At 62.9% G+C, this 18,929-nt stretch carries 15 protein-coding genes and 1 pseudogene; 6 read left to right on the top strand and 10 right to left on the bottom strand.

Annotated elements, in window-relative coordinates; translation table 11 throughout:
• Positions 1 to 8 precede the first annotated feature (8 nt).
• Both JV551A3_RS18515 and JV551A3_RS18510 read right to left on the bottom strand, forming a co-directional pair.
• The gene (locus JV551A3_RS18515) at positions 9 to 914 is read right to left on the bottom strand and encodes a LysR family transcriptional regulator (protein WP_025338637.1); all 906 of its coding nucleotides are present in this window, start codon (positions 912 to 914) and stop codon (positions 9 to 11) included.
• A 146-nt stretch (positions 915 to 1,060) separates the two neighbouring features.
• Positions 1,061 to 1,246: a hypothetical protein gene (locus tag JV551A3_RS18510; RefSeq protein ID WP_133971597.1), complete on the bottom strand. Its 186-nt coding sequence runs from the start codon at positions 1,244 to 1,246 to the stop codon at positions 1,061 to 1,063.
• Positions 1,247 to 1,452: 206 nt separating this feature from the next.
• Between JV551A3_RS18510 and JV551A3_RS18505 the strand changes: the two genes are divergently transcribed.
• Together JV551A3_RS18505 and JV551A3_RS18500 are read left to right on the top strand one after the other, a co-directional pair.
• Entirely contained in the window at positions 1,453 to 1,839 is a 387-nt protein-coding gene (locus tag JV551A3_RS18505) for a VOC family protein (RefSeq protein WP_133979035.1), read from the top strand.
• A gap of 175 nt (positions 1,840 to 2,014) precedes the next feature.
• Positions 2,015 to 2,584 carry a hypothetical protein gene (locus JV551A3_RS18500; RefSeq protein ID WP_133971572.1) on the top strand — a complete coding sequence of 190 codons (570 nt, stop codon included), beginning with the start codon at positions 2,015 to 2,017 and terminating at the stop codon, positions 2,582 to 2,584.
• Positions 2,585 to 2,712: 128 nt separating this feature from the next.
• Here JV551A3_RS18500 and JV551A3_RS18495 read toward each other — a convergent pair whose 3' ends face one another.
• From JV551A3_RS18495 to JV551A3_RS18470, 5 genes are all read right to left on the bottom strand, one after another.
• Entirely contained in the window at positions 2,713 to 4,389 is a 1,677-nt protein-coding gene (locus JV551A3_RS18495; protein ID WP_133971570.1) for an MFS transporter, read from the bottom strand.
• Positions 4,390 to 4,716: 327 nt separating this feature from the next.
• On the bottom strand, positions 4,717 to 5,496 hold the full coding sequence (locus JV551A3_RS18490; protein ID WP_133971568.1) for an alpha/beta fold hydrolase: 780 nt from the start codon (positions 5,494 to 5,496) through the stop codon (positions 4,717 to 4,719).
• Positions 5,493 to 5,918, bottom strand: coding sequence for a VOC family protein (locus JV551A3_RS18485; protein ID WP_133971566.1), 426 nt, complete (start codon positions 5,916 to 5,918; stop codon positions 5,493 to 5,495). Before JV551A3_RS18485 ends, JV551A3_RS18490 begins: the two co-directional genes overlap by 4 nt.
• A gap of 223 nt (positions 5,919 to 6,141) precedes the next feature.
• A complete protein-coding gene (locus JV551A3_RS18475) occupies positions 6,142 to 7,068 on the bottom strand; it encodes an alpha/beta fold hydrolase (RefSeq protein ID WP_112252224.1) in 927 nt (308 codons plus the stop codon).
• Between the two features lie 185 nt (positions 7,069 to 7,253).
• Positions 7,254 to 9,770, bottom strand: coding sequence for a UvrD-helicase domain-containing protein (locus tag JV551A3_RS18470; RefSeq protein ID WP_133971562.1), 2,517 nt, complete (start codon positions 9,768 to 9,770; stop codon positions 7,254 to 7,256).
• Positions 9,771 to 9,945: 175 nt separating this feature from the next.
• On the opposite strand from JV551A3_RS18470, the gene JV551A3_RS18465 reads away from it, so the two are divergent.
• A complete protein-coding gene (locus JV551A3_RS18465; RefSeq protein WP_133971560.1) occupies positions 9,946 to 10,644 on the top strand; it encodes a pirin family protein in 699 nt (232 codons plus the stop codon).
• A 248-nt stretch (positions 10,645 to 10,892) separates the two neighbouring features.
• Here JV551A3_RS18465 and JV551A3_RS18460 read toward each other — a convergent pair whose 3' ends face one another.
• Positions 10,893 to 11,378 carry a cysteine hydrolase family protein gene (locus JV551A3_RS18460; protein WP_133971558.1) on the bottom strand — a complete coding sequence of 162 codons (486 nt, stop codon included), beginning with the start codon at positions 11,376 to 11,378 and terminating at the stop codon, positions 10,893 to 10,895.
• 61 nt (positions 11,379 to 11,439) lie between these two features.
• Complete coding sequence (locus tag JV551A3_RS18455) at positions 11,440 to 12,351, bottom strand: LysR substrate-binding domain-containing protein (protein ID WP_133971556.1); 912 nt, start codon at positions 12,349 to 12,351, stop codon at positions 11,440 to 11,442.
• Between the two features lie 195 nt (positions 12,352 to 12,546).
• Here JV551A3_RS18455 and JV551A3_RS18450 point away from each other — a divergent pair, with 195 nt between their 5' ends.
• The 3 genes from JV551A3_RS18450 to ttdB are packed head-to-tail and all read left to right on the top strand — an operon-like array spanning position 12,547 to position 15,449.
• Entirely contained in the window at positions 12,547 to 13,890 is a 1,344-nt protein-coding gene (locus JV551A3_RS18450) for a dicarboxylate/amino acid:cation symporter (RefSeq protein ID WP_133971554.1), read from the top strand.
• A 54-nt stretch (positions 13,891 to 13,944) separates the two neighbouring features.
• Positions 13,945 to 14,844 carry a L(+)-tartrate dehydratase subunit alpha gene (gene ttdA, locus JV551A3_RS18445; protein ID WP_133971552.1) on the top strand — a complete coding sequence of 300 codons (900 nt, stop codon included), beginning with the start codon at positions 13,945 to 13,947 and terminating at the stop codon, positions 14,842 to 14,844.
• A complete protein-coding gene (gene ttdB / locus JV551A3_RS18440) occupies positions 14,841 to 15,449 on the top strand; it encodes a L(+)-tartrate dehydratase subunit beta (protein WP_003259286.1) in 609 nt (202 codons plus the stop codon). The genes ttdA and ttdB overlap by 4 nt, the downstream gene beginning before the upstream one ends.
• Positions 15,450 to 15,602: 153 nt before the next feature.
• On the opposite strand, the pseudogene JV551A3_RS18435 reads toward ttdB, so the two are convergent.
• Positions 15,603 to 18,929: pseudogene (locus tag JV551A3_RS18435) on the bottom strand (peroxidase family protein); the annotation flags it as partial.

Here is an 18,929-nt window from a genome sequence, read left to right as displayed (position 1 = left end):
TGCTCGTTTCAGAACTTCGCCAATTGTTCCCGGCAGAACTCCACGAACAGCTGTGCCGGCTTGGTCAGCTGCACCCGCTTCAACCATGCTGCCGCCAGCCCTGACAGCGCCACTGGCTCGGCGATATCCAGCATGGCCAGGCGTTGCCCGTCGTAGGTGTACTCCGAATGCGGCCGCGTCACCAGCAGCGAAAAGCCGAAGCCCTGCCCGACCATGCCGCGCACCATCTCGATCGACGGCGAGCTGAAGACAATGTTGGGCGTCAGGCCCATTTCGTTGAACAGGCTGACGAAGTAGGTACGGCTAGGGGCAACGTCCAGCAGAATCATCGGCTCGGGGCACAGGTCCCGCAGCGACACCTGGGCCTGGCCGGCGAAGCGGTGGTTCTCGGGCAGCAACACATAGGGTTTCTGCGGCGGCATCAGCGGCTCGGCCTCGATGGTGCCGTCCAGGTCATGGTCGTAGAGGAACGCCAGGTCGAAGGTACCTGCCGTCAGGCCCTGGATCAGGTCCTGCTGCTCGCCGTCGCGCAGGCGGATATCCACCCCCGGGTAACGCTGGCGAAAGCCGGCGATCAGGCGCGGCAGGTACAGCGGTGCCACGGTTTCGAAGCAGCCGATGTCGATCTGCCCGGCCACGGTATCGTTGTCGGCCAGGGCATTCTGCTCGAATTCGTGGGCCATCTGCAGCAGCGACTTGGTCTTGGCATAGAAGCGCTTGCCGCTGGGCGTCAGTGACACACCCTGGGCATGGTGACGGATGAACAGCTGCACGCCAAAGCTTTCCTCCAGGCTCTTGATGGCCGTGGAAATGGACGGCTGGGCGATGTACAGCTGGCGTGAAGCCTCAGCCACGCTGCCGGCCTCGACGGTGGTGACGAAGTACTTGAGTTGTCGCAATGTATAGGCCGCCACGGGCACCTCTCTGACGCCGGTCTGGGCGCGCTGGAATCGTGCCTGTCACTTTACCCTTGGCAGCGGGTGGGAGGGGGCTCGGCGATGAAGGATTTACCTATGGCTTGAGCAGTTTTTTACGAGGGGGCGCCATGCGCCCCCCTTGCTCACTCGAAATCGATATTAGTGATTACGCAATTATCACCTATCAGTTTGTATCCTTGTGCACAGGGCATGCCGACTACTGGCCCTACTCCGCGCTTGCGTCTGGACAACGTTACCTGCGGTTCTGCGTTTTCCAGCTGTTCGTTCTCGAGAGTGTCGTCTGGCTTGTTCATGGGTTCTTCTTGCATGGGGTTCACTCCTTGGGTTGGGTGGTATTGCCCGATCCACGCTATCGCCCCCAGGTGCCACCAACCCATATGGAACGTTGACCGTGAAAGGAAATGCTGACGGACCGTGTCGAAATATTCGCAGGTGAAAACCCAAAGGGACTTGGCCAAAAGCCCCCGATTGTCTTTACTGATACTCAACGCTTCCAGGCATAGGGCGTGGGTTCATGAAGATCGTACTCACCAGCATCCTCGTCGACGACCAGGCCAAAGCCCTGGCTTTTTACCACTACGTACTCGGTTTCGAGCCCAAGCACGATATCCCCATGGGCCGACACCGCTGGCTGACCCTTACCTCACCCAACGACCCCCATGGCGTCGAGTTGCTGCTCGAACCCGACGCGCACCCGGCCGCCAAGGCATACAAGGCCGCACTCAAGCAGGACGGCATTCCCGTCACTTCGTTTGGCGTGCGTGACATCCAGGCTGAATACACCCGGCTGTGCACGGCGGGCGTGCAGTTCACCCAGCCGCCTACCCTCCTGGGCCCCGTCACCGTAGCGGTATTCGATGACACCTGCGGCAACCTGATCCAGATCGCCCAAAAGCACTAGCGTTGTTCACGGCCCGTGGCTGCCAATAGCCATTGAACCAGGCTGGCGCTGTCTGCCTGGGTCATGGCTGTTCCCCTTCCAAGTCAGCTCTTGGGGCAGTATCCGGGGGCAATCTGAAGCCAATCTGAACTGCTACATTTGCGATAGCCCTCATGCGCACCAACAAGGAAAACAGATGCGCCACGAATTCAGCGAAGTGCTCAACGACCTGGTCGACTACTTTCTGCTCGGCGATATTCAGCTGCTCGAGCGCTTCAAGCACCAACATGAACTGCCCGACGACCTGGCCCATGCCTTCACCCACGGCGACAGCGGTGACCAGGCCGTGCGCGAAGGGGTCGTGCTGCCACTGGCCGGGGTCGATAACCTGCCCTACCGCATCCTGTTCACCCTGGACAACCATACGCCGGCCCTGCGCGAACCCGGCAGCCGCCTCAAGCACCGCCGTAATGGCTATGTGCTGCAAGTCGAGCACGGTGTGCTGATGCTGTACACCTGGCGCATCCTGCAGCACTTCACGCCCAAGACCCTGGGTGACCTGATGGCACGCTACCAGGTACCGGGGCGGCCGATTATCGAGCTGGACAATGGCTGGTATGACGTTGAAGTACTGGCGGGTGCGCTGGTGCGTGACGGGCTGTACGAGCCGGCGTTCGAGTTCGTGTTGAAGAAGCGCTGGAGCCGGGGCGAGGCTGCTGGGGTGGATACCGGGTATGCGTTTGGCCTGCGTGGGTACTTTGACTGATTGGGCGCCTGTGCCGGCCCTTTCGCGGGTAAACCCGCTCCCACAGGTACCCCGCTGCCCTCAGGTGCAGTGATATCCCTGTGGGAGCGGGTTTACCCGCGAAGAGGCCAGTCCTGCCAATATCAATCTCACGTGTGGTTAATATCCCGGTCCTTGGTTTCCGGCAGGAAGAATATCCCCAGCACCGCCGTCATCACCGCAATCACGATCGGGTACCACAAGCCGTAATAGATATCCCCGGTCGCCGCCACCATGGCAAACGCCACGGTCGGCAGGAAGCCGCCGAACCAGCCGTTGCCGATGTGGTAAGGCAGCGACATCGAGGTGTAGCGGATACGCGCCGGGAACAGCTCCACCAGCCAGGCCGCGATCGGTCCGTAGACCATGGTCACGTAGATCACCAGAATGGTCAGCAGCAACAGCACCATCGGGTAGTGGATCTTCGCCGGGTCGGCCTTTTCCGGGTAGCCGGCTTCCTTCAACGCCCCAGTCAAGGTTGCGGTAAAGGCGTCGCTGCGTGCCTTGAAGTCCGCTGCCGCCAGGCCGCTGCCATCAAAGCTTGGCAGCACCCGTTCACCGATGCGGATTTGCGCCACGCTGCCGGGTTCGGCCGCTTCGTTGGTATAGGGGATGGCCCGCTTGGCCAGCAAGCTCTTGGCGATATCGCACGAGCTGATGAATTTGGCCTTGCCCACCGGGTCGAACTGGAACGCGCACTGGGCAGGGTCTGCCATCACCACCACCGGGTTCTGCTCCTGGGCGACGAACACATCCGGGTTGCCGTACTGGGTCAGTGCCTTGAAGATCGGGAAGTAGGTCAGCGCGGCGATGATGCAACCGGCCATGATGATTTTCTTGCGGCCGATGCGGTCGGACAGGCTGCCGAAGAAGATGAAGAACGGTGTGCCGATCAATAGCGAACCGGCAATCAGCAGGTTGGCGGTCTGCGGCTCTATCTTGAGCATCTGCAATAGGAAGAACAGCGCATAGAACTGCCCGGTGTACCACACCACGGCCTGGCCGGCGGTGCCGCCGAGCAGTGCCATGATCACCACCTTGAGGTTGTCCCAGCGGGCGAACGATTCCGTCAGTGGCGCCTTGGACGACTTGCCCTCGGCCTTCATTTTCATGAACACCGGCGACTCGTTGAGTTGCATGCGGATGTACACCGAGATTGCCAGCAGCAGTATCGACAGCAGGAACGGCACCCGCCAGCCCCAGGCCTCGAACACCTCGTTACCCATGACCGTGCGGCAGGTCATGATCACCAGCAGCGAGAGGAACAGCCCCAGTGTGGCGGTGGTCTGGATCCAGGCGGTGAAGAAGCCGCGCCGGCCCTTGGGTGCATGTTCGGCCACATAGGTGGCCGCGCCGCCGTACTCACCACCCAATGCCAGGCCCTGCAGCAGGCGCAGGCTGATGAGGATGACCGGCGCGGCCACACCGATCGTGGCATAGCTGGGTAGCAGGCCCACCACGGCGGTGGACAGGCCCATGATGACGATGGTGATGAGGAAGGTGTACTTGCGCCCGATCATGTCGCCCAGGCGGCCGAACACGATGGCGCCGAATGGCCGCACGGCAAAGCCGGCGGCAAAGGCCAGCAAGGCGAAGATGAACGAGGTGGTTTCATTGACCCCGGCAAAGAAGTGCTTGGCGATGATCGCCGCCAGGGAGCCGTACAGGTAGAAGTCGTACCATTCGAACACCGTGCCCAGGGACGAGGCGAAGATGACCTTGCGCTCCTCCCGGGTGATACCGCGTTGGGGCGCGCTGCCCGTGGATGTGCTGTCGAGAACCGCCATGGGGTGCCTCCGTCTTGTCGTCATGCAGGCCGGGAGCACCTCATATCTTTTTCACCATCGCACCCAGGCCCTGGGGGGCTTGCTTTGGATATGCGAAGCACGACGAGGCGGGCCGCCTCGGATCGCAGCAAGGTAACTGAAGCATAATAGGCTTTGCCGGGATATCCACTTGAACCTTGCGATCTATAGGAGCGGCCTTGTGTCGCGAATGGGGTGCGAAGCAGCCCCAGGGTTTCAGCTTGCCTGCAGAGATCGTCGGGGCTGCTTTGCAGCCCTTTCGCGACACAAGGCCGCTCCCACAGGGACCGCGTCAGCCTGGGGAGGAAGTCAGCGCAAGAACTGCGTGACTTCCGCCAGTACTCGCTCGGCCTGCTCTCGATGCGGCACATGGCCACAACCTTGCAGCAGCCGCATCAGCCCCGGCCCGCCAGCCAGCGCCACCAACCGCTCGGGGTGTGCCGGCGAGCCGAACTCATCGTTGTCGCCATGCAGGCTCAACAGCGGGCAGCGTATCTGCGGCAGCAGCCGATCCAGGCTCCAATCGGCAAAGTGCTCGGACAGCCAGTTGTCCACCCAGGCACACAATACCCACTCGGCCTTGCCGCCGTGGTAGCGCTCCAGCCGTTGCAACTGCCCCGGTTCGGCAAACTGCCGGTCGGCCACGCGAATGCCTTCAAGGGTGCGGGCCTCGACAAACGCCTGCGCCGATTCGGTAATCAGCCCCACACACTGGCTGGCGAAGGCTGCCGCACAGGCCACGGCCATGCCGCCGCCAACGCTGTGGCCGAAGACAATAAAATCGCCAATGCTAAAATGCTCGCGCAGCGCCGTGAACCCCTGCTGCGCCTCGTCTTCGACAAAGCCCCGGCGCAACCTGCCGGGATGGGCGTCGGAGCGGCCAAAGCCAAGGCGATCGTAGGCGATTACCCGATGCCCGGTGGCTTGCGCAAGCTGCGCCGGGAACTCGCGCCACAAGGCAACGCAACCCAGCGAATCGTGCAGCAGGATGATAGGCGCGCCCTGTGCCTGCAGCGGCGCCCATTCCTGGGCGAACAGCTTGCCTTGTGCGGTGTCGATCCAGTGCTCGCGAGTGTGCAGGTTACTCATGGAGCGTCCGGTGCCGGTACCGGCCCTTTCAACTCGACCTGGTTGCCATCGGGATCGTAGCAGTACAGCGACAACCCTTCGCCTTCGGCGCCATAGCGTTTCTCGGCAGGTTCGACTTCAACCCCCGCAGCTTGCAGGTAGGCCGTAAGTGCAGCCTCATCGAACGGCTCGATGCGCAGGCAGAAATGGTGCAGGTTGCGCCCTTCGGCCCCCGGCGCCGCGCCGCCAGGCTGGCCCAGGGGACCGTCCAGGGTCACCAGATCGATCATTGCCGTGCCCGTGGCCAGGTGGACCATGCCCAGGTCTTCGCGCACACGGCTGATCGTGCAGCCGAGCAGTTGGGTGTAGAAGGCGACGCTGCGCTCCAGGTCGCTGACGCGCAGAACGAGGTGGTCGATGTGCTTGATGGTGAACGGTCGCATGCCAAGGCTCCTTGTGGCCGCTGGATTCCTGTAGAGGCTCGCCCAGCCCTTTGGGCTGCGCTGTCACGCAGGGAACTTGATTCGCAAGCGATCCAGTTACCCTGTGGGAGCGGCTTCAGCCGCGAAGAACCCCACGCGGTGCAAGGCACCGGCTGCGCCGGTGTTCGCAGCTAAGCTCCCACAGCCACCATAGCCCAGGTCCGCACGGCATGACCATGCTCACCTACTCGTTTACCAAGCGTTGCAGCACGCCCCCTTCATGGCGGGCCAGGATACGCAGCAACTGATCGACCAGCGCGCGGTCCGGTGCATCCAGGTGGAAGTGGTGCCCGCCCGGATGCCAGGAGATCTTCGCCTGGCTGGGCAAGGCCGCCTGGCGCCGGGTAAAGGCGTCACCGGTGAATGCCCCCTGGCGACCGAACAGCAGGTACAACGGGCAACGAATCTGGCTGAGCAGGTCGCAGGCTTCGCGCTCGGTCAGCGGCATGGGTTCGGGCAGCACCAGACGTGGGTCGTGACGCCAGCAATAGCCCTCGCCAAGTTGCAGCAGGTCGCGCAGCGCCAGCAGCCGTGCCGCCTCTTCCGACAGCTCGGTGTCCAAGCGCTCGCGGCGTTGCGCCAGCGCCGTGTCCAGGTCCTCGAAACGGCCGACGTCCGGCTCGGCAAAACCCTGCAGCTGGCTGCGCTGCACCATGCGCTTGAGCCGGTAGGCCCGGGCCAGGTGCTGCACGCGGTCATCCTCGGCCACCGTGAACGGTGCGCCCATGCCGTCGAGAAAGGTCATGCTGGCAATACCGCTGGTCATGGCCGCCAGCAGCGACGCCACCCCGGTGCCCATGCCATGGGCCAGCACATGGAATTGCGCCAGGCCCAGGCTGTCGGTCACCGCCAGCATGTCCTGGGCATGCTCCCACAGGTAGTAGCCACTGTCGTGGCGGCGATGGTCCGAGCGGCCGTGGCCGACCAGGTCGGGGGCGACCACGAAGCAGCCGTCGAGCATCGGTGCCAGGCGCTCGAACGAGGCGGCGTTGTCCAACCAGCCATGCAAGGCCAGCACGGGGATGCCGTCTTCCCTCCCCCAGGTCCGTACCGCAATTTCAATACCGTCGAGGTCCAGCAGGTGATCCTTGGGTGTCGATGAAGAACGCATGGGTACGCTTCCTGACTGAAGCCTGGCATGACCATACCAGGCCGAATACGCCGCCGGCCCCTTCGCCTCCTGTCGCCAGCGGCAACCCTTGCGCCGGGCCATTCAGGGCTCCGACACGTTACCTTGGCGCAACCTCAGGCACACCACTGGCCCGTCACCGACCGTGACTTAACCGTCACCGACCCTCACTGCCCGCGCAAGTCCTCGAAGAACGCCTGCCTGCCATCCACCTGGCTGGACGCGCGCGGCGCCGCTGCCACTTCACCGTTGGCGGCTTCCACGTGCCAGTAGCAGTGCTGCACCGCGCGGGTTACCGCTACATAGGCCAGGCGCTGAACCTCTTCTTTCTGCGCGGTATCGAACGGTTGGGCATCACCGGCCTTGCCCAGCCCGGCCTGGCGATACACCTGGTTCTTGTAGGGCGAACTGGTCAGGTACTGGCAGTCGCCCAGCATGAATACTGCATCGGCCTGCAGGCCCTTGGCACTGTGGTAGGTCAACTGGCGCAGCCGACGCTGCTCGGCCGGCAACGCCGCCTCGGCGTGCAGTACGCCTTGCAGGTGCTCGTTCATCAGCGCCCTGTCGCTGCCCTTGCGGTACAGCATCATCACCGTCTCGCCACGCTGGTAGTGCTCGATCAGCGTTTCCCCCAGCGCGGCCTCGTCACGGTCGAACACCTTGACCGGCGTGCCCGGCAACTCGGCAGCCGGGCCGCTGGCCCGGGCTTTCTTGCCGGCAATCGCCGGGGTGCCCTTGACCAGATGCTCGGCCGCATCGATCACCTGTTGCTGGCAACGGTAATTGTCGACCAGCATCACCCGGGTGTTGGCCGGTGACGGGAAGGCCTTGGTGAACTCCATGAAGTACTTGGGCGAACTGCCACGCCAGCCGTAGATCGACTGCCAGTCGTCGCCCACGCACAGCAGCGACGAATGCTGGGCATGGCGCCCGGTGTGCATCGCCGGGCCACGACGACGGATCTCGGCGAGGCTGGCACGCAGCCAGCTGACGATCTGCGGCGACACGTCCTGGAACTCGTCGATCATCAGGTGCGCCAGCGGCCGTAGCAACGGGTCGGGCAGCAGTTGCAGGTTTTCCGGGTTGTTCTCGCCGAACAAGGCGAACATGCGGTTGTAGCTCATCACCGGCGGCGACTGGTCCAGCAGGTGCGCCTCCAGGGCCTTCCAGTACAGGGCCAAGGCCTCGAAGAACAGCGCATCGCTGTCGCCGGAGGGGAAGCTCATCGCCGCCACGGCAGTGTTCACCTCCAGGCCGAGGTTCTCGATGAAATTCGCCGCACCGACAAAGGCATCGAGCAGTGGCGCCGGGGCCAGTTCGCCCTTGACCTTGTATTCGAAGCCGGGGCCGGCCACGGCATCACCGGCCAGCGAGGCTGCCAGGCGCCGGGCCATGGCATAGTTGTCGAGCCAGATCAGCGGCTGGTCGCAGAAGGCCTGCAACAGGGTGCGCTTGACCGCCCACTCGGCACGCACTGCCAGCTTGGCGCCGGGGCGCTGGTACTGCGCGCTCTCCGCCGGGTCGAAGCCCAGCACGAGCAAAGGCCCCTGACCGGCCAGGCGGCCATGCACATGGAAGCGGCTGCCACGGATCTCGATGGTCTCGCGGCAGGGCTCGATGCCCTTGATCGGCCAGGCACCGGCGGCGAACCACAGGTCCTCGATCACGTCGCACAGTTCTTCGTCGCGCTGGGCCGCCAGCTGGGTCACCTGGGCGCGCTTCTGCACATCGGGGTTGTTCGGGTCCAACGGCTTGAGCTGCAGGGCTTCGCTGCGCAACAGGCCGATCAGCTCGGCAAAACGCGGGCTCTCGCCCAGCAGGGTGCTGTAACACTGGTTCAGCTGCTGGCGCTGGGCATCGTTCAGGCGCAGGTCGAACGGGTTGCTCTCGGCCTCGGCCTCACGCCCGGCCGGCATCTCGTTGCCCAGCGTTTCGAACGCGCGCACCTGGCCAAAGCCCGGCAGGCTGCGCACCAGCGGCAGGATGCGCGAATGGAACGTGCGCACCAGCTCGCGGGCCTGCAGCGGCTGCAGGTTGATCTGCCACAGGGCGAACACCTGCAGCAGGCGTTTGATGAAGTCCTTGCGCGACTCGCGGGTGAAGGTGACCACGGTCATCGCATCCAGCTCATAGCCCAGGTATTGGCGCAACAGCAGGATGCGCAGCACCAGCGAGGTGGACTTGCCCGCCCCTGCCCCAGCCACCACGCAGGTGGATGGTGTATCGCTGAAAATCAGTTTCCATTGCGCGGCGCTGGGCTGCGCCTCGGCGGGCAAGCGCTGGGCGACATCGGCCTTGAAGCGCTTTTTCAGCTCGGCAGTCAGGGGCAGCCGCCAGTCATCGAACAGGTTGTCATCCCGGCCCGGCACCGCGGCGGTGTCGGGCCGGGTATCGCGGATCACCAGCACCTGGCGCCCGGCCTCGTAACCTTCCACCCGCCCGCGTTCGAACCCTTCACGCACGCCATCGGCATGGCCACTGCGCTGGCCGCTGGCGTGGCCGAGGAACCAGGAGTCGCGATGCTGGGCCTGCAGGCGGGTCAGGCCACGCCCCAGCAGACGGGCCGCCAGGCGGCGAAACCAGGGCAGTTGGGCAGGAGGGGTAAGGTCGGCGGGGGCCTTGGGTTGCTCTTGGGCCACGGTCACTCCGGTGATGAACAAAATCAGCGGGCATGTTCGCCGCATCGACAAAAAATCGCCAGCGAATGCTTGCAGATCAGTGGATTAGGCGATGAAACGGATAAAACACCCCACCTGTACAAATCTATTTTACTGATTATTTTAAGCCGATATTTACGCTTATTTTCGATGCTTTGTTGGCGCATCATGGCGTCATTCCACTGATTCAAGGAGCACGACCATGCTGCAACTGCGACCGTTCGAAAGCCTCGGCCACGCCAACCACGGCTGGCTCGACGCCCACCACCATTTCTCGTTTGCCGAGTACTACGACCCGGCACGCATGCACTGGGGCAACCTGCGGGTGTGGAACGACGACCTGATCGCTGCCGGCAGCGGCTTTCCACCGCACCCGCACCGCGATATGGAAATCATCACCTATGTGCGTGAGGGCGCGATTACCCATCAGGACAGCCTGGGCAACAAGGGCCGTACCGAAGCCGGTGACGTGCAGGTGATGAGCGCCGGTACCGGCATTGTGCACAGCGAGTACAACCTGGAAGACGTCGACACACGTATTTTCCAGATCTGGATCGTGCCGGAACGTACCGGCGAAGCACCGCAATGGGGTAGCCGGCCGTTTCCCAAAGGTGAGCGTGGGGAAGGCTTTGTGACCCTGGCCAGTGGCCGTGCGGGCGATGAGGACAGCCTGCAGATCCGCACCGATGCGCGATTGGTGGCAGCCACCCTGCGTGCAGGTGAAACCGCCGAATACCGTTTCGATGCTGCACGCCGGGGCTACCTGGTGCCGGCCAAGGGGCTGGTGGAAGTCAACGGGCTGCGTGCCAAGGCGCGTGATGGCGTGGCGATCGAGCAGGAGGAGGTGCTGCGGGTGACCGCCATCGAGGACAGCGAGATCGTGCTGGTGGATGTGGCCTGAGGCCTGTCCTTGCAAGTTCGCATGCAGGTGTTTCCCTGTGGATTGCCCAGCCCTTTGGGCTGCGCTGTCGCACAGATAACTGAATTCGCAAGCGATCCTCGTACCCTGTGGGAGCGGCTTTAGCCGCGAAGAACCCAACGCGGTGCATGGCACCGGCTGCGCCGGTGTTCGCGGCTAAAGCCGCTCCCACAGGGTCCCTGCTAATTCAATGAGTTATGTGCAGTTCCATGAGAATGGGCCTGCAAGCGCTAGCTTGGTACAGCCACTTCGGCGAGCACTTCGGCCGAGGTGGTGACCTGGCGGAAGTGATGCTTCCACAGTTCGATGCCCAGCTTGCCCGACCTGTCGAGCGAAGAACCTACCGTCATGTCGGTGACCAGGGTGGGCATCAACCCTGCATCGAACAAGGCGAAACCGGCAGCCAGCACACAGGTTTCGGTCTGCAACCCACATACCAGCACGCGCTCCACACCCAATTTCTTGATGTAGTCGACAGCCTCGGTGCTTTGCCCGTAGCCATGCTTGACGAACACCTGGTCGGCCTCGATGAGGCTTTCGTCCTCGGCCGCCGGGTGCCAGCCAAGCTGCCGCTCGAACGGCGTGGCCTGCTCATCGTGCAATTCGACCGACGCGATGGTGGGGATGTTCGCCGACAACCGGCGCAAGCCATCGACCAGCCACTCGGGCGGGCTGAAGGTGGACTGGACATCGACGATGAGCAAAACCTGGCGCATGGGCGGATTCCGGGCATGGGCAAAGGCGCGGAGTATAACGCGATCGCCTGTGCGAAAGGCCTCAATGCCACGCTGCCAGGCTGTCCCCTTGGCGGAAGAAAGCCCTCAGGTGCTCGACGAAGCACGACACCTTGGCCGACAGGTTCAGGCGTTCCAGGTACACCGCATAGATATCCGCCGGCGGCGTCTGGTAGTCGCCCAACACCTCCACCAGGCGCCCGCTGCGCAAATGGTCGGCCAGGTTCCACTCGGCGCGCAGCAAAATCCCCTGCCCGTCCAGCGCCCAGTTCAGGGCCACCTCGCCATCGTTGGTACTGAGGCTGCCATGCACCTTTACCGACTCACTCTGCTTGCCACGGCTGAGCCGCCAGATGCCGAACGCTGCGTCGTTCTGGCGCAGCACGATGCAGTTGTGGCTGGCCAGGTCTTTCGGTGCTTCGGGGGTGCCGTGCGCCTCCAGGTAGCTGGGCGCGGCACATAAACGCCGGCGGTTGGCCGCAATCTTGCGGGCAATCAGCCGCGAATCCGGCAACTCGCCAAAGCGAATAGCCACGTCGATGGCATCGTTCGGCAGGGCAATCGGCCGGTCGGTCAGGTGCAACTGCACTTCCACCTCGGGGTAGCGCCGGGCAAACGAGGACACCGCCGGCCCCACATGGGTACGGCCAAAACCCAGCGGTGCATTGACCCGCAACAACCCCTTCGGCTCGGCACGGCTGCTGGACACCTGGCGCTCCATTTCTTCGATTTCGCCCAATATCCGCCGGGCATTCACCAAATAGGTCTCGCCCTCGGCCGTCAGGCTGATGCTGCGTGTGGTGCGGTTGAGCAGGCGTACGCCCAGGCGCTGTTCCAGCTGCGCCAGGCGCTTGGAGACCGCTGGCGGGGTCAGGTTCAGTTCGCGCGCGGTGCCCGCCAGGCTGCCCACCCTGATCAACTGGGTGAAGAAAGCCAGTTCCGATACCGGATTCATAATTAACCTGAGGGAAACAATGAGTTGAATTTCATTGTATTACAGCATTTTTGAAAAACCATTACCTTTTGCCCTGCGTGATTAACCACAACAAAGCTGGGCTCTTCGGCCGCCAAGGCCAGGTGTGACCTGCACCCTCACGAGCAGCCCGGCCGCCAGATAAATCCGACTCACAACAATAATTCGGAGACGGCAATGGCCAAGCGATTGTTCGGCAAGCTCTACGTACAGGTATTGATCGGCGTAACCCTCGGGGTGCTGATCGGGGTGTTCTGGCCACAGGTTGGCGCTGACCTGAAGCCCGTCGGTGATGCCTTCATCAAACTCATCAAGATGGTCTTCGCCCCGATCATCTTCGCCACGGTGGTGCTTGGCATCGCCAAGATGGAAAACATGAAGGAACTCGGCCGCGTCGGCGTGCGCGCGCTTATCTACTTCGAAGTGCTGTCCACCTTTGCCCTGGTGCTGGGGCTGGTGGTGGTCAACATCGTGCAGCCCGGCCAGGGCATGAACGTCGACCCCGCCACCCTCGATGCCAAGAGCATTTCCACCTACACCGCCGCGGCAGCCGGCAACAACGGCGGCTTCATCGACTTCCTGCTGCATGTGATACCCGGCAGCGTGACCGATGCCTTCGCCAAGAACGAGATCCTGCCAATCCTGCTGTTCAGCACCCTGTTCGGTATCGCCCTCTCGCACCTGGGCCCGCGCGGCAAGCCGATGGTGGATGTGCTGGAAGCGTTCTCCCACGGCATGTTCTTCATCGTCGGCATGATCATGCGCGTGGCACCGCTGGCCGCTTGCGGGGCCATGGCTTTCACCGTGGGCAAGTACGGGCTGGGCTCGATCGTTTCGCTGGGCAAGCTCATGGCGACCATGTACCTGACCTGCTTCCTGTTCGTGGTGGTGGTGCTGGGCGCCATTGCCCGGCTGTGCGGCTTCAACCTGTGGAAGTTCCTCAAGTACCTGAAGGAAGAGCTGTTCACGGTACTGGGTACCAGCTCATCCGAGTCGGTAGTGCCGCAACTGATGAACAAGCTGGAAAAGGTTGGCGTTTCCAAGCCTGTGGTCGGCCTGGTGATTCCCTCGGGCCTTACCTTCAACCCGGACGGCCAGTGCATCTACTACACCATGGCCGCCATCTTCATCGCCCAGGCCACCAACACACCGTTGACCCTGATGGACCAACTGATCGTGCTGGGTGTGCTGCTGCTCACCTCCAAAGGCTCTGCAGGCGTAACCGGCTCGGGCTTCATCACCCTGGCCGCGACCCTGGCGACCATGGACAACATCCCGGTGGCCGGCATGGTCCTGCTGCTGGGGGTGGACCGCTTCATGTCCGAAGCCCGGGCCATCACCAACACCATCGGCAACGCGGTCGGCACCGTGGCCATCGCCAACTGGGTGGGTGCGCTGGACAAGCAGCGCATGGCCCAGGCCCTGGACGGCCAACTGCCGGTCGAACCCGCCCCCGAACCCGAGGCCGCTGCGCCGCACCCTGCCCTTGCACGCATGGAGGCCGGCACACCCGCACCCTGACCTTTCGAAAAACAGCAAAAAGAACCCGCCTTGTGATGCAGTGAGGAAATAATCATGGACAAAGAAACAGCCGTGTCATCGCTTACCGACGTGATGGCCAAGTTCACCGCCTATATCGGCAAGCGCCTGCCCCGCGACGTCAAGGAAAAGACCGCCAAGTTGCGCGCCGCCGAAACCAACCCGCTGGCCATCGCCGTGTACGACTCGATGGCCGACAACCAGGAATACGCCGACAAGCTCAACCGGCCAAGCTGCCAGGACACCGGCGTCATCCAGTATTTCGTCTCGGCCGGCGCGCGCTTCCCGCTGCTGGGCGAGATGGAAGGGATCCTCGAGAACGCCACCAGGGAGGCCACCATCCAGGGGCCGCTGCGCCACAATGCGGTGGAAACCTTCATCGAGAAGAACACCGGCACCAACACCGGCTCGAAGATCCCGTGGCTGGATTGGGAAATCATCCCCGATGCCGACTACGCCATCGTCGACGTGTACATGGCCGGCGGCGGCTGCACCCTGCCGGGCTCGGCCAAGGTACTGATGCCGGGGCAAGGCTATGAAGGGGTGACCGAGTTCGTCTTCGATGTCATCACCTCGCGCGGTGTCAACGCCTGCCCGCCACTGCTGGTGGGTGTAGGGGTATCGACCTCGGTAGAGACAGCGGCACGCCTGTCGAAGAAGGCCATCCTGCGCGACGTGGACTCCAGCCACCCCAACGAAAGCGCGGCGATGATGGAAAAGTTGCTGGAGGATGGCCTCAACGAAATCGGCATCGGCCCGCAAGGTCTGACCGGCAACAGCAGCGTGATGGGCGTGAACATCGAGTCTTCGGCCCGCCATCCATCCACCATCGGTGTAGCGGTATCCACCGGCTGCTGGGCGCACCGTCGCGGCAAGATCCGCATCAACGCCGACCTGTCCTACGACATCCTCTCGCACGAAGGGGTAGTACTGTGAAAAAGATCCTGAGCACACCCATCAGCGACGAAGACCTGGCCAACCTCAACGTGGGCGATGTGGTCTACCTCACCGGCCAGCTGGTGACCTGCCGTGACGTTGCCCACCGTCGCCTCATCGAACTGGGCCGCGAGCTGCCGGTCGACTTGCGTGGCGGCGCGATTTTCCACGCAGGCCCCATCGTCAGGAAGAAGGACGATGGCAGCTTCGAGATGGTCTCCATCGGCCCGACCACCAGCATGCGCATGGAAAAGTTCGAGAAGCAGTTCATCGAACAGACCGGCGTGAAGCTGATTGTCGGCAAGGGCGGCATGGGCCCGGAGACCACGACCGGTTGCCTGGAGAACAAGGCAGTGCATGCCGTGTTCCCGGGCGGTTGCGCGGTGCTGGCGGCGACCCAGGTGGAAGAGATCGAGCGTGCGGAATGGCAGGACCTGGGCATGCCGGAGACGCTGTGGGTGAACCGCGTGCGCGAGTTCGGCCCGTTGATTATCTCCATTGATACCAAGGGCAACAACCTGTTCGAGCAGAACAAGGCCCGGTTCAACGAGCGCAAGGGGGCGGTGATCGAGAAGATCAACAGCCAGGTGCGGTTCATCAAGTAACTGCTTGCGACATGGGGCCGCTTTGCGGCCCAATCGCCGGCAAGCCCGCTCCCACAGGGGTGTTACCAAGCCAGAGGCCAGTGATATTCCCGTGGGAGCGGGCTTGCCCGCGAATGGGCCGCAGAGCGGCCCTTGCCACATCCTCTAAGTCCCTCAACCTGCCAGGTTGAAGTCCGCTGCAGTCACCGTGGTTGCATCCGCCACTCCGACCAGGCGGATGGAGTCGGTAGCACCGATGCTGACCAGCGTATCCGCGCCGTCATCGACGATGGTTACGTTGGCGGCAAAGGTGGCCGCGGTGATGTTGAAGGCAGTGATATCCAGCAGGTCCTGCCCACCCGTCGCGTTGCTGTCGAAGTTGATGATCAGGTCATTGCCGAAGCCTGCGGCGAACTGGAACACATCATTGCCATCCGTAGCCATCATGGTGTCATTGCCGGCACCGCCGTTGACCGTATCATCGCCTGCTGCGCCATTGAGGAAGTCACTGCCGCTGCCACCCGACAGGATGTCGTTGCCGGCATCGCCAAACAGCGTGTCGTTGCCTGCCCCACCGTTCAGGATATCGACGCCGAGACCACCATCCAGGCTGTCGTTGCCGTCGCCACCGTCCAAGGTATCGTTGCCAATGCCACCCAGCAGTTGGTCGTTACCTGCCCCACCGTTGAGCAGGTCATTGCCCGCACCACCGTTAAGCAGGTCGTTACCCACACCGCCATTGAGCACGTCGTTGCCAGCACCTCCGCTGATTATGTTGTCCTGCGTATTACCGCCACCGAAGAAGTTGCCCACCCCGGTATAAATCAGGTTCTCGATGTTGTCGGCCATGCCGTAGCTGGCTAGCGTGGTACGCACTGTATCCGTACCGCCCCCCGCAGCCTCGATCAGCACATCCCCGGCGTTATCCACCATATAGGTGTCGTTGCCGAGACCACCCACCAGACGGTCGGCACCTATACCGCCATTGAGCAAGTCGTCGCCTGCGCCTCCGCTGATGATGTTGTCCAGCGTGTTACCACCACCGAAGAAATTGCCCACCCCGGTATAGATCAGGTTCTCGATGTTGTTGGCCATACCGTAGCTGGCTAGCGTCGTACGCACGGTATCAGTACCGGCCCCCGTGGTCTCGATCACCACATCAGCGGCGTTATCCACTACATAGATGTCGTTCCCCAGACCACCCACCAGACGGTCGGCACCCGCACCGCCATTGAGCAGATCGTTGCCAGCGCCACCGGTGATGACGTTGTCCAGCGTGTTACCACCACCGAAGAAATTGCCCACCCCGGTATAGATCAGATTCTCGATGTTGTTGGCCATACCGTAGCTAGCGAGCGAGGTACGCACGGTATCAGTACCGGCCCCCGCAGCCTCGATCACCACATCCCCGGCGTTATCCACCATATAGGTGTCGTTACCGAGACCACCCACCAGACGGTCGGCACCTATACCGCCATTGAGCAAGTCGTTGCCTGCGCCTCCGCTGATGATGTTATCCAGCGTGTTACCACCACCGAAGAAATTGCCCACCCCGGTATAGATCAGGTTTTCGATGTTGTTGGCCATACCGTAGCTGGCGAGCGAGGTACGCACGGTATCAGTACCGGCCCCCATGGCCTCGATCACCACATCCGCGACGTTATCCACCACATAGATGTCGTTCCCCAGACCGCCCACCAGACGGTCGGCACCCGCACCGCCATTGAGCAGGTCATTGCCAGCGCCACCGGTGATGATGTTATCCAGTGCGTTACCTCCACCGATGAAGTTGCCCACCCCGGTATAGGTCAGGTTTTCGACATTGGCACCCAGTGTGTAGCTGGCCAGGCTGGTCTGCACCAGATCGACACCGCCGTTAAGCGCCTCGATCACCGTATCGCCGACGTTGTCGACCACGAAGGTGTCGTTGCCACCACCACCGTTCATGGCATCCGCGCCAAGCCCACCGTTGAGAATGTCGTTGCCAAGCCCGCCAAACAGCTGATCGGCACCGTCCAGGCCAGAGATCACGTCATTGCCCGCACTACCGATCAGGATATCGGCGCCATTGGTGCCGACCAGTGTCAACGCAGGCACTGCAGCAGTCGCAGCCGAGGTGAGTGACTCCTGCGCGCCGAAGGCGTCGGTATAGCGCACGATCACCTGCAGTTGCTGGCCTCCCTGGTCGAGCCCCGGGGTAAAGGTGGCCGCAGTGGCACCAATGATGTTGGTGAAGATGCCACCAGTACCTTGCTGCCACTGGAAGCTGAACGCACCCAGCCCGTCCAGGTCGGCAATAGTGCCGGTAAGCGCCGTCAACGTCTGCCCCAAGGCTGGCGTGGTGTCGCTGATCAGCACGGCACCGGTAGGCGCATCGTTGACGTTGGCCACCGGGTCGAGGATGTCGGAAGCGATGCTTTCATGCACGCCGATGTCATCCACGTAGCTGACCACCACCCGCATGTTCTGCCCCACCTGGTCCTGGGTAAGGACAAAGGTGCTGCTGATGGCGCCGGCAATATTGACCCAGCCGAGCCCCCGGTTGGACTGCCACTGGAAGGTGAACTGCGGGTTGCTCAGGCCGTCGGCATCGACGATGGTCGCCGTGTTGGCGGTGAGGGTCTGGTTCTGCACCAGCAGCCCGGTCACGGTCGGCCCGGCAGTCGGTGCGCTGTTCGGCGACGAATCGACAATTTCCAGCGTGCCCTTGGTGTCCTGATACACCGCCCGTACACGGATGTTCAGCCCCGCCACATCGTCCGTGACCCGGTAGGTGGCGCCGGTGGCCCGGGAAACTTCGCCAGCAGCGACGAAGGTAATGTCTTCATAGACCCCCGAACCTGGCAGGGTCTCGACTTGCCAGTAGTACGCTACAGGGCCGTTGATGGCGCCGCTCGCGTTGGTGGCGCTGACGTTGTCGGCATCGTGCACCGCCACGTTGCTGACCCGCAGCAACTGGCCGCTGACCGATGCGTCGTTACGCAGGCCGGTGACAGCGTCGAGGATCGCCAGGTGGCCCGTCGGGCCGGCGTTGACGGCAGTGCCCACACCGGAAGCCTGAGCGCTGTCGGAGAACTGCAGGCGCTCGATACCGGTCAGGCGGTCGACACCATCACGCCCGTCCACCAGGTCGGTGACAATCACCGAATTGCCATCGACCACCACGCTATAGTCGGTGGCCACCCCCGAGAACACCGCCGTGTCGTAGCTGTCGGTGCCGTTGAGGATTTCACGGACGATCACCAGCTGGCCCGGGTTGTAGGTGCCATTGAGCATCAGCGGCACCATCGGCTCCATGCTGTCGTAGCTGGCGATTTCCGGGCCGGTGCCGTCGCTGTTGGCGCGCACGCTGATGCGCACGTTCAGCCACTTGTCACCATCGAGGATATCGTCGCCGCCACGGCCTTCGATCAGGTCACTGCCGCTGCCACCGAGGATGATGTTGCCACCGTCGTAGAACGTCGCACCGGCGGCCAGCAGGCTGGACAGGCCATTGATCAG

Source organism: Pseudomonas inefficax (assembly GCF_900277125.1).
GTDB lineage: Bacteria > Pseudomonadota > Gammaproteobacteria > Pseudomonadales > Pseudomonadaceae > Aquipseudomonas > Aquipseudomonas inefficax.
Note: the sequence above shows the minus strand (reverse complement) of the source record. Positions and strands in the feature narration are given on the sequence as shown.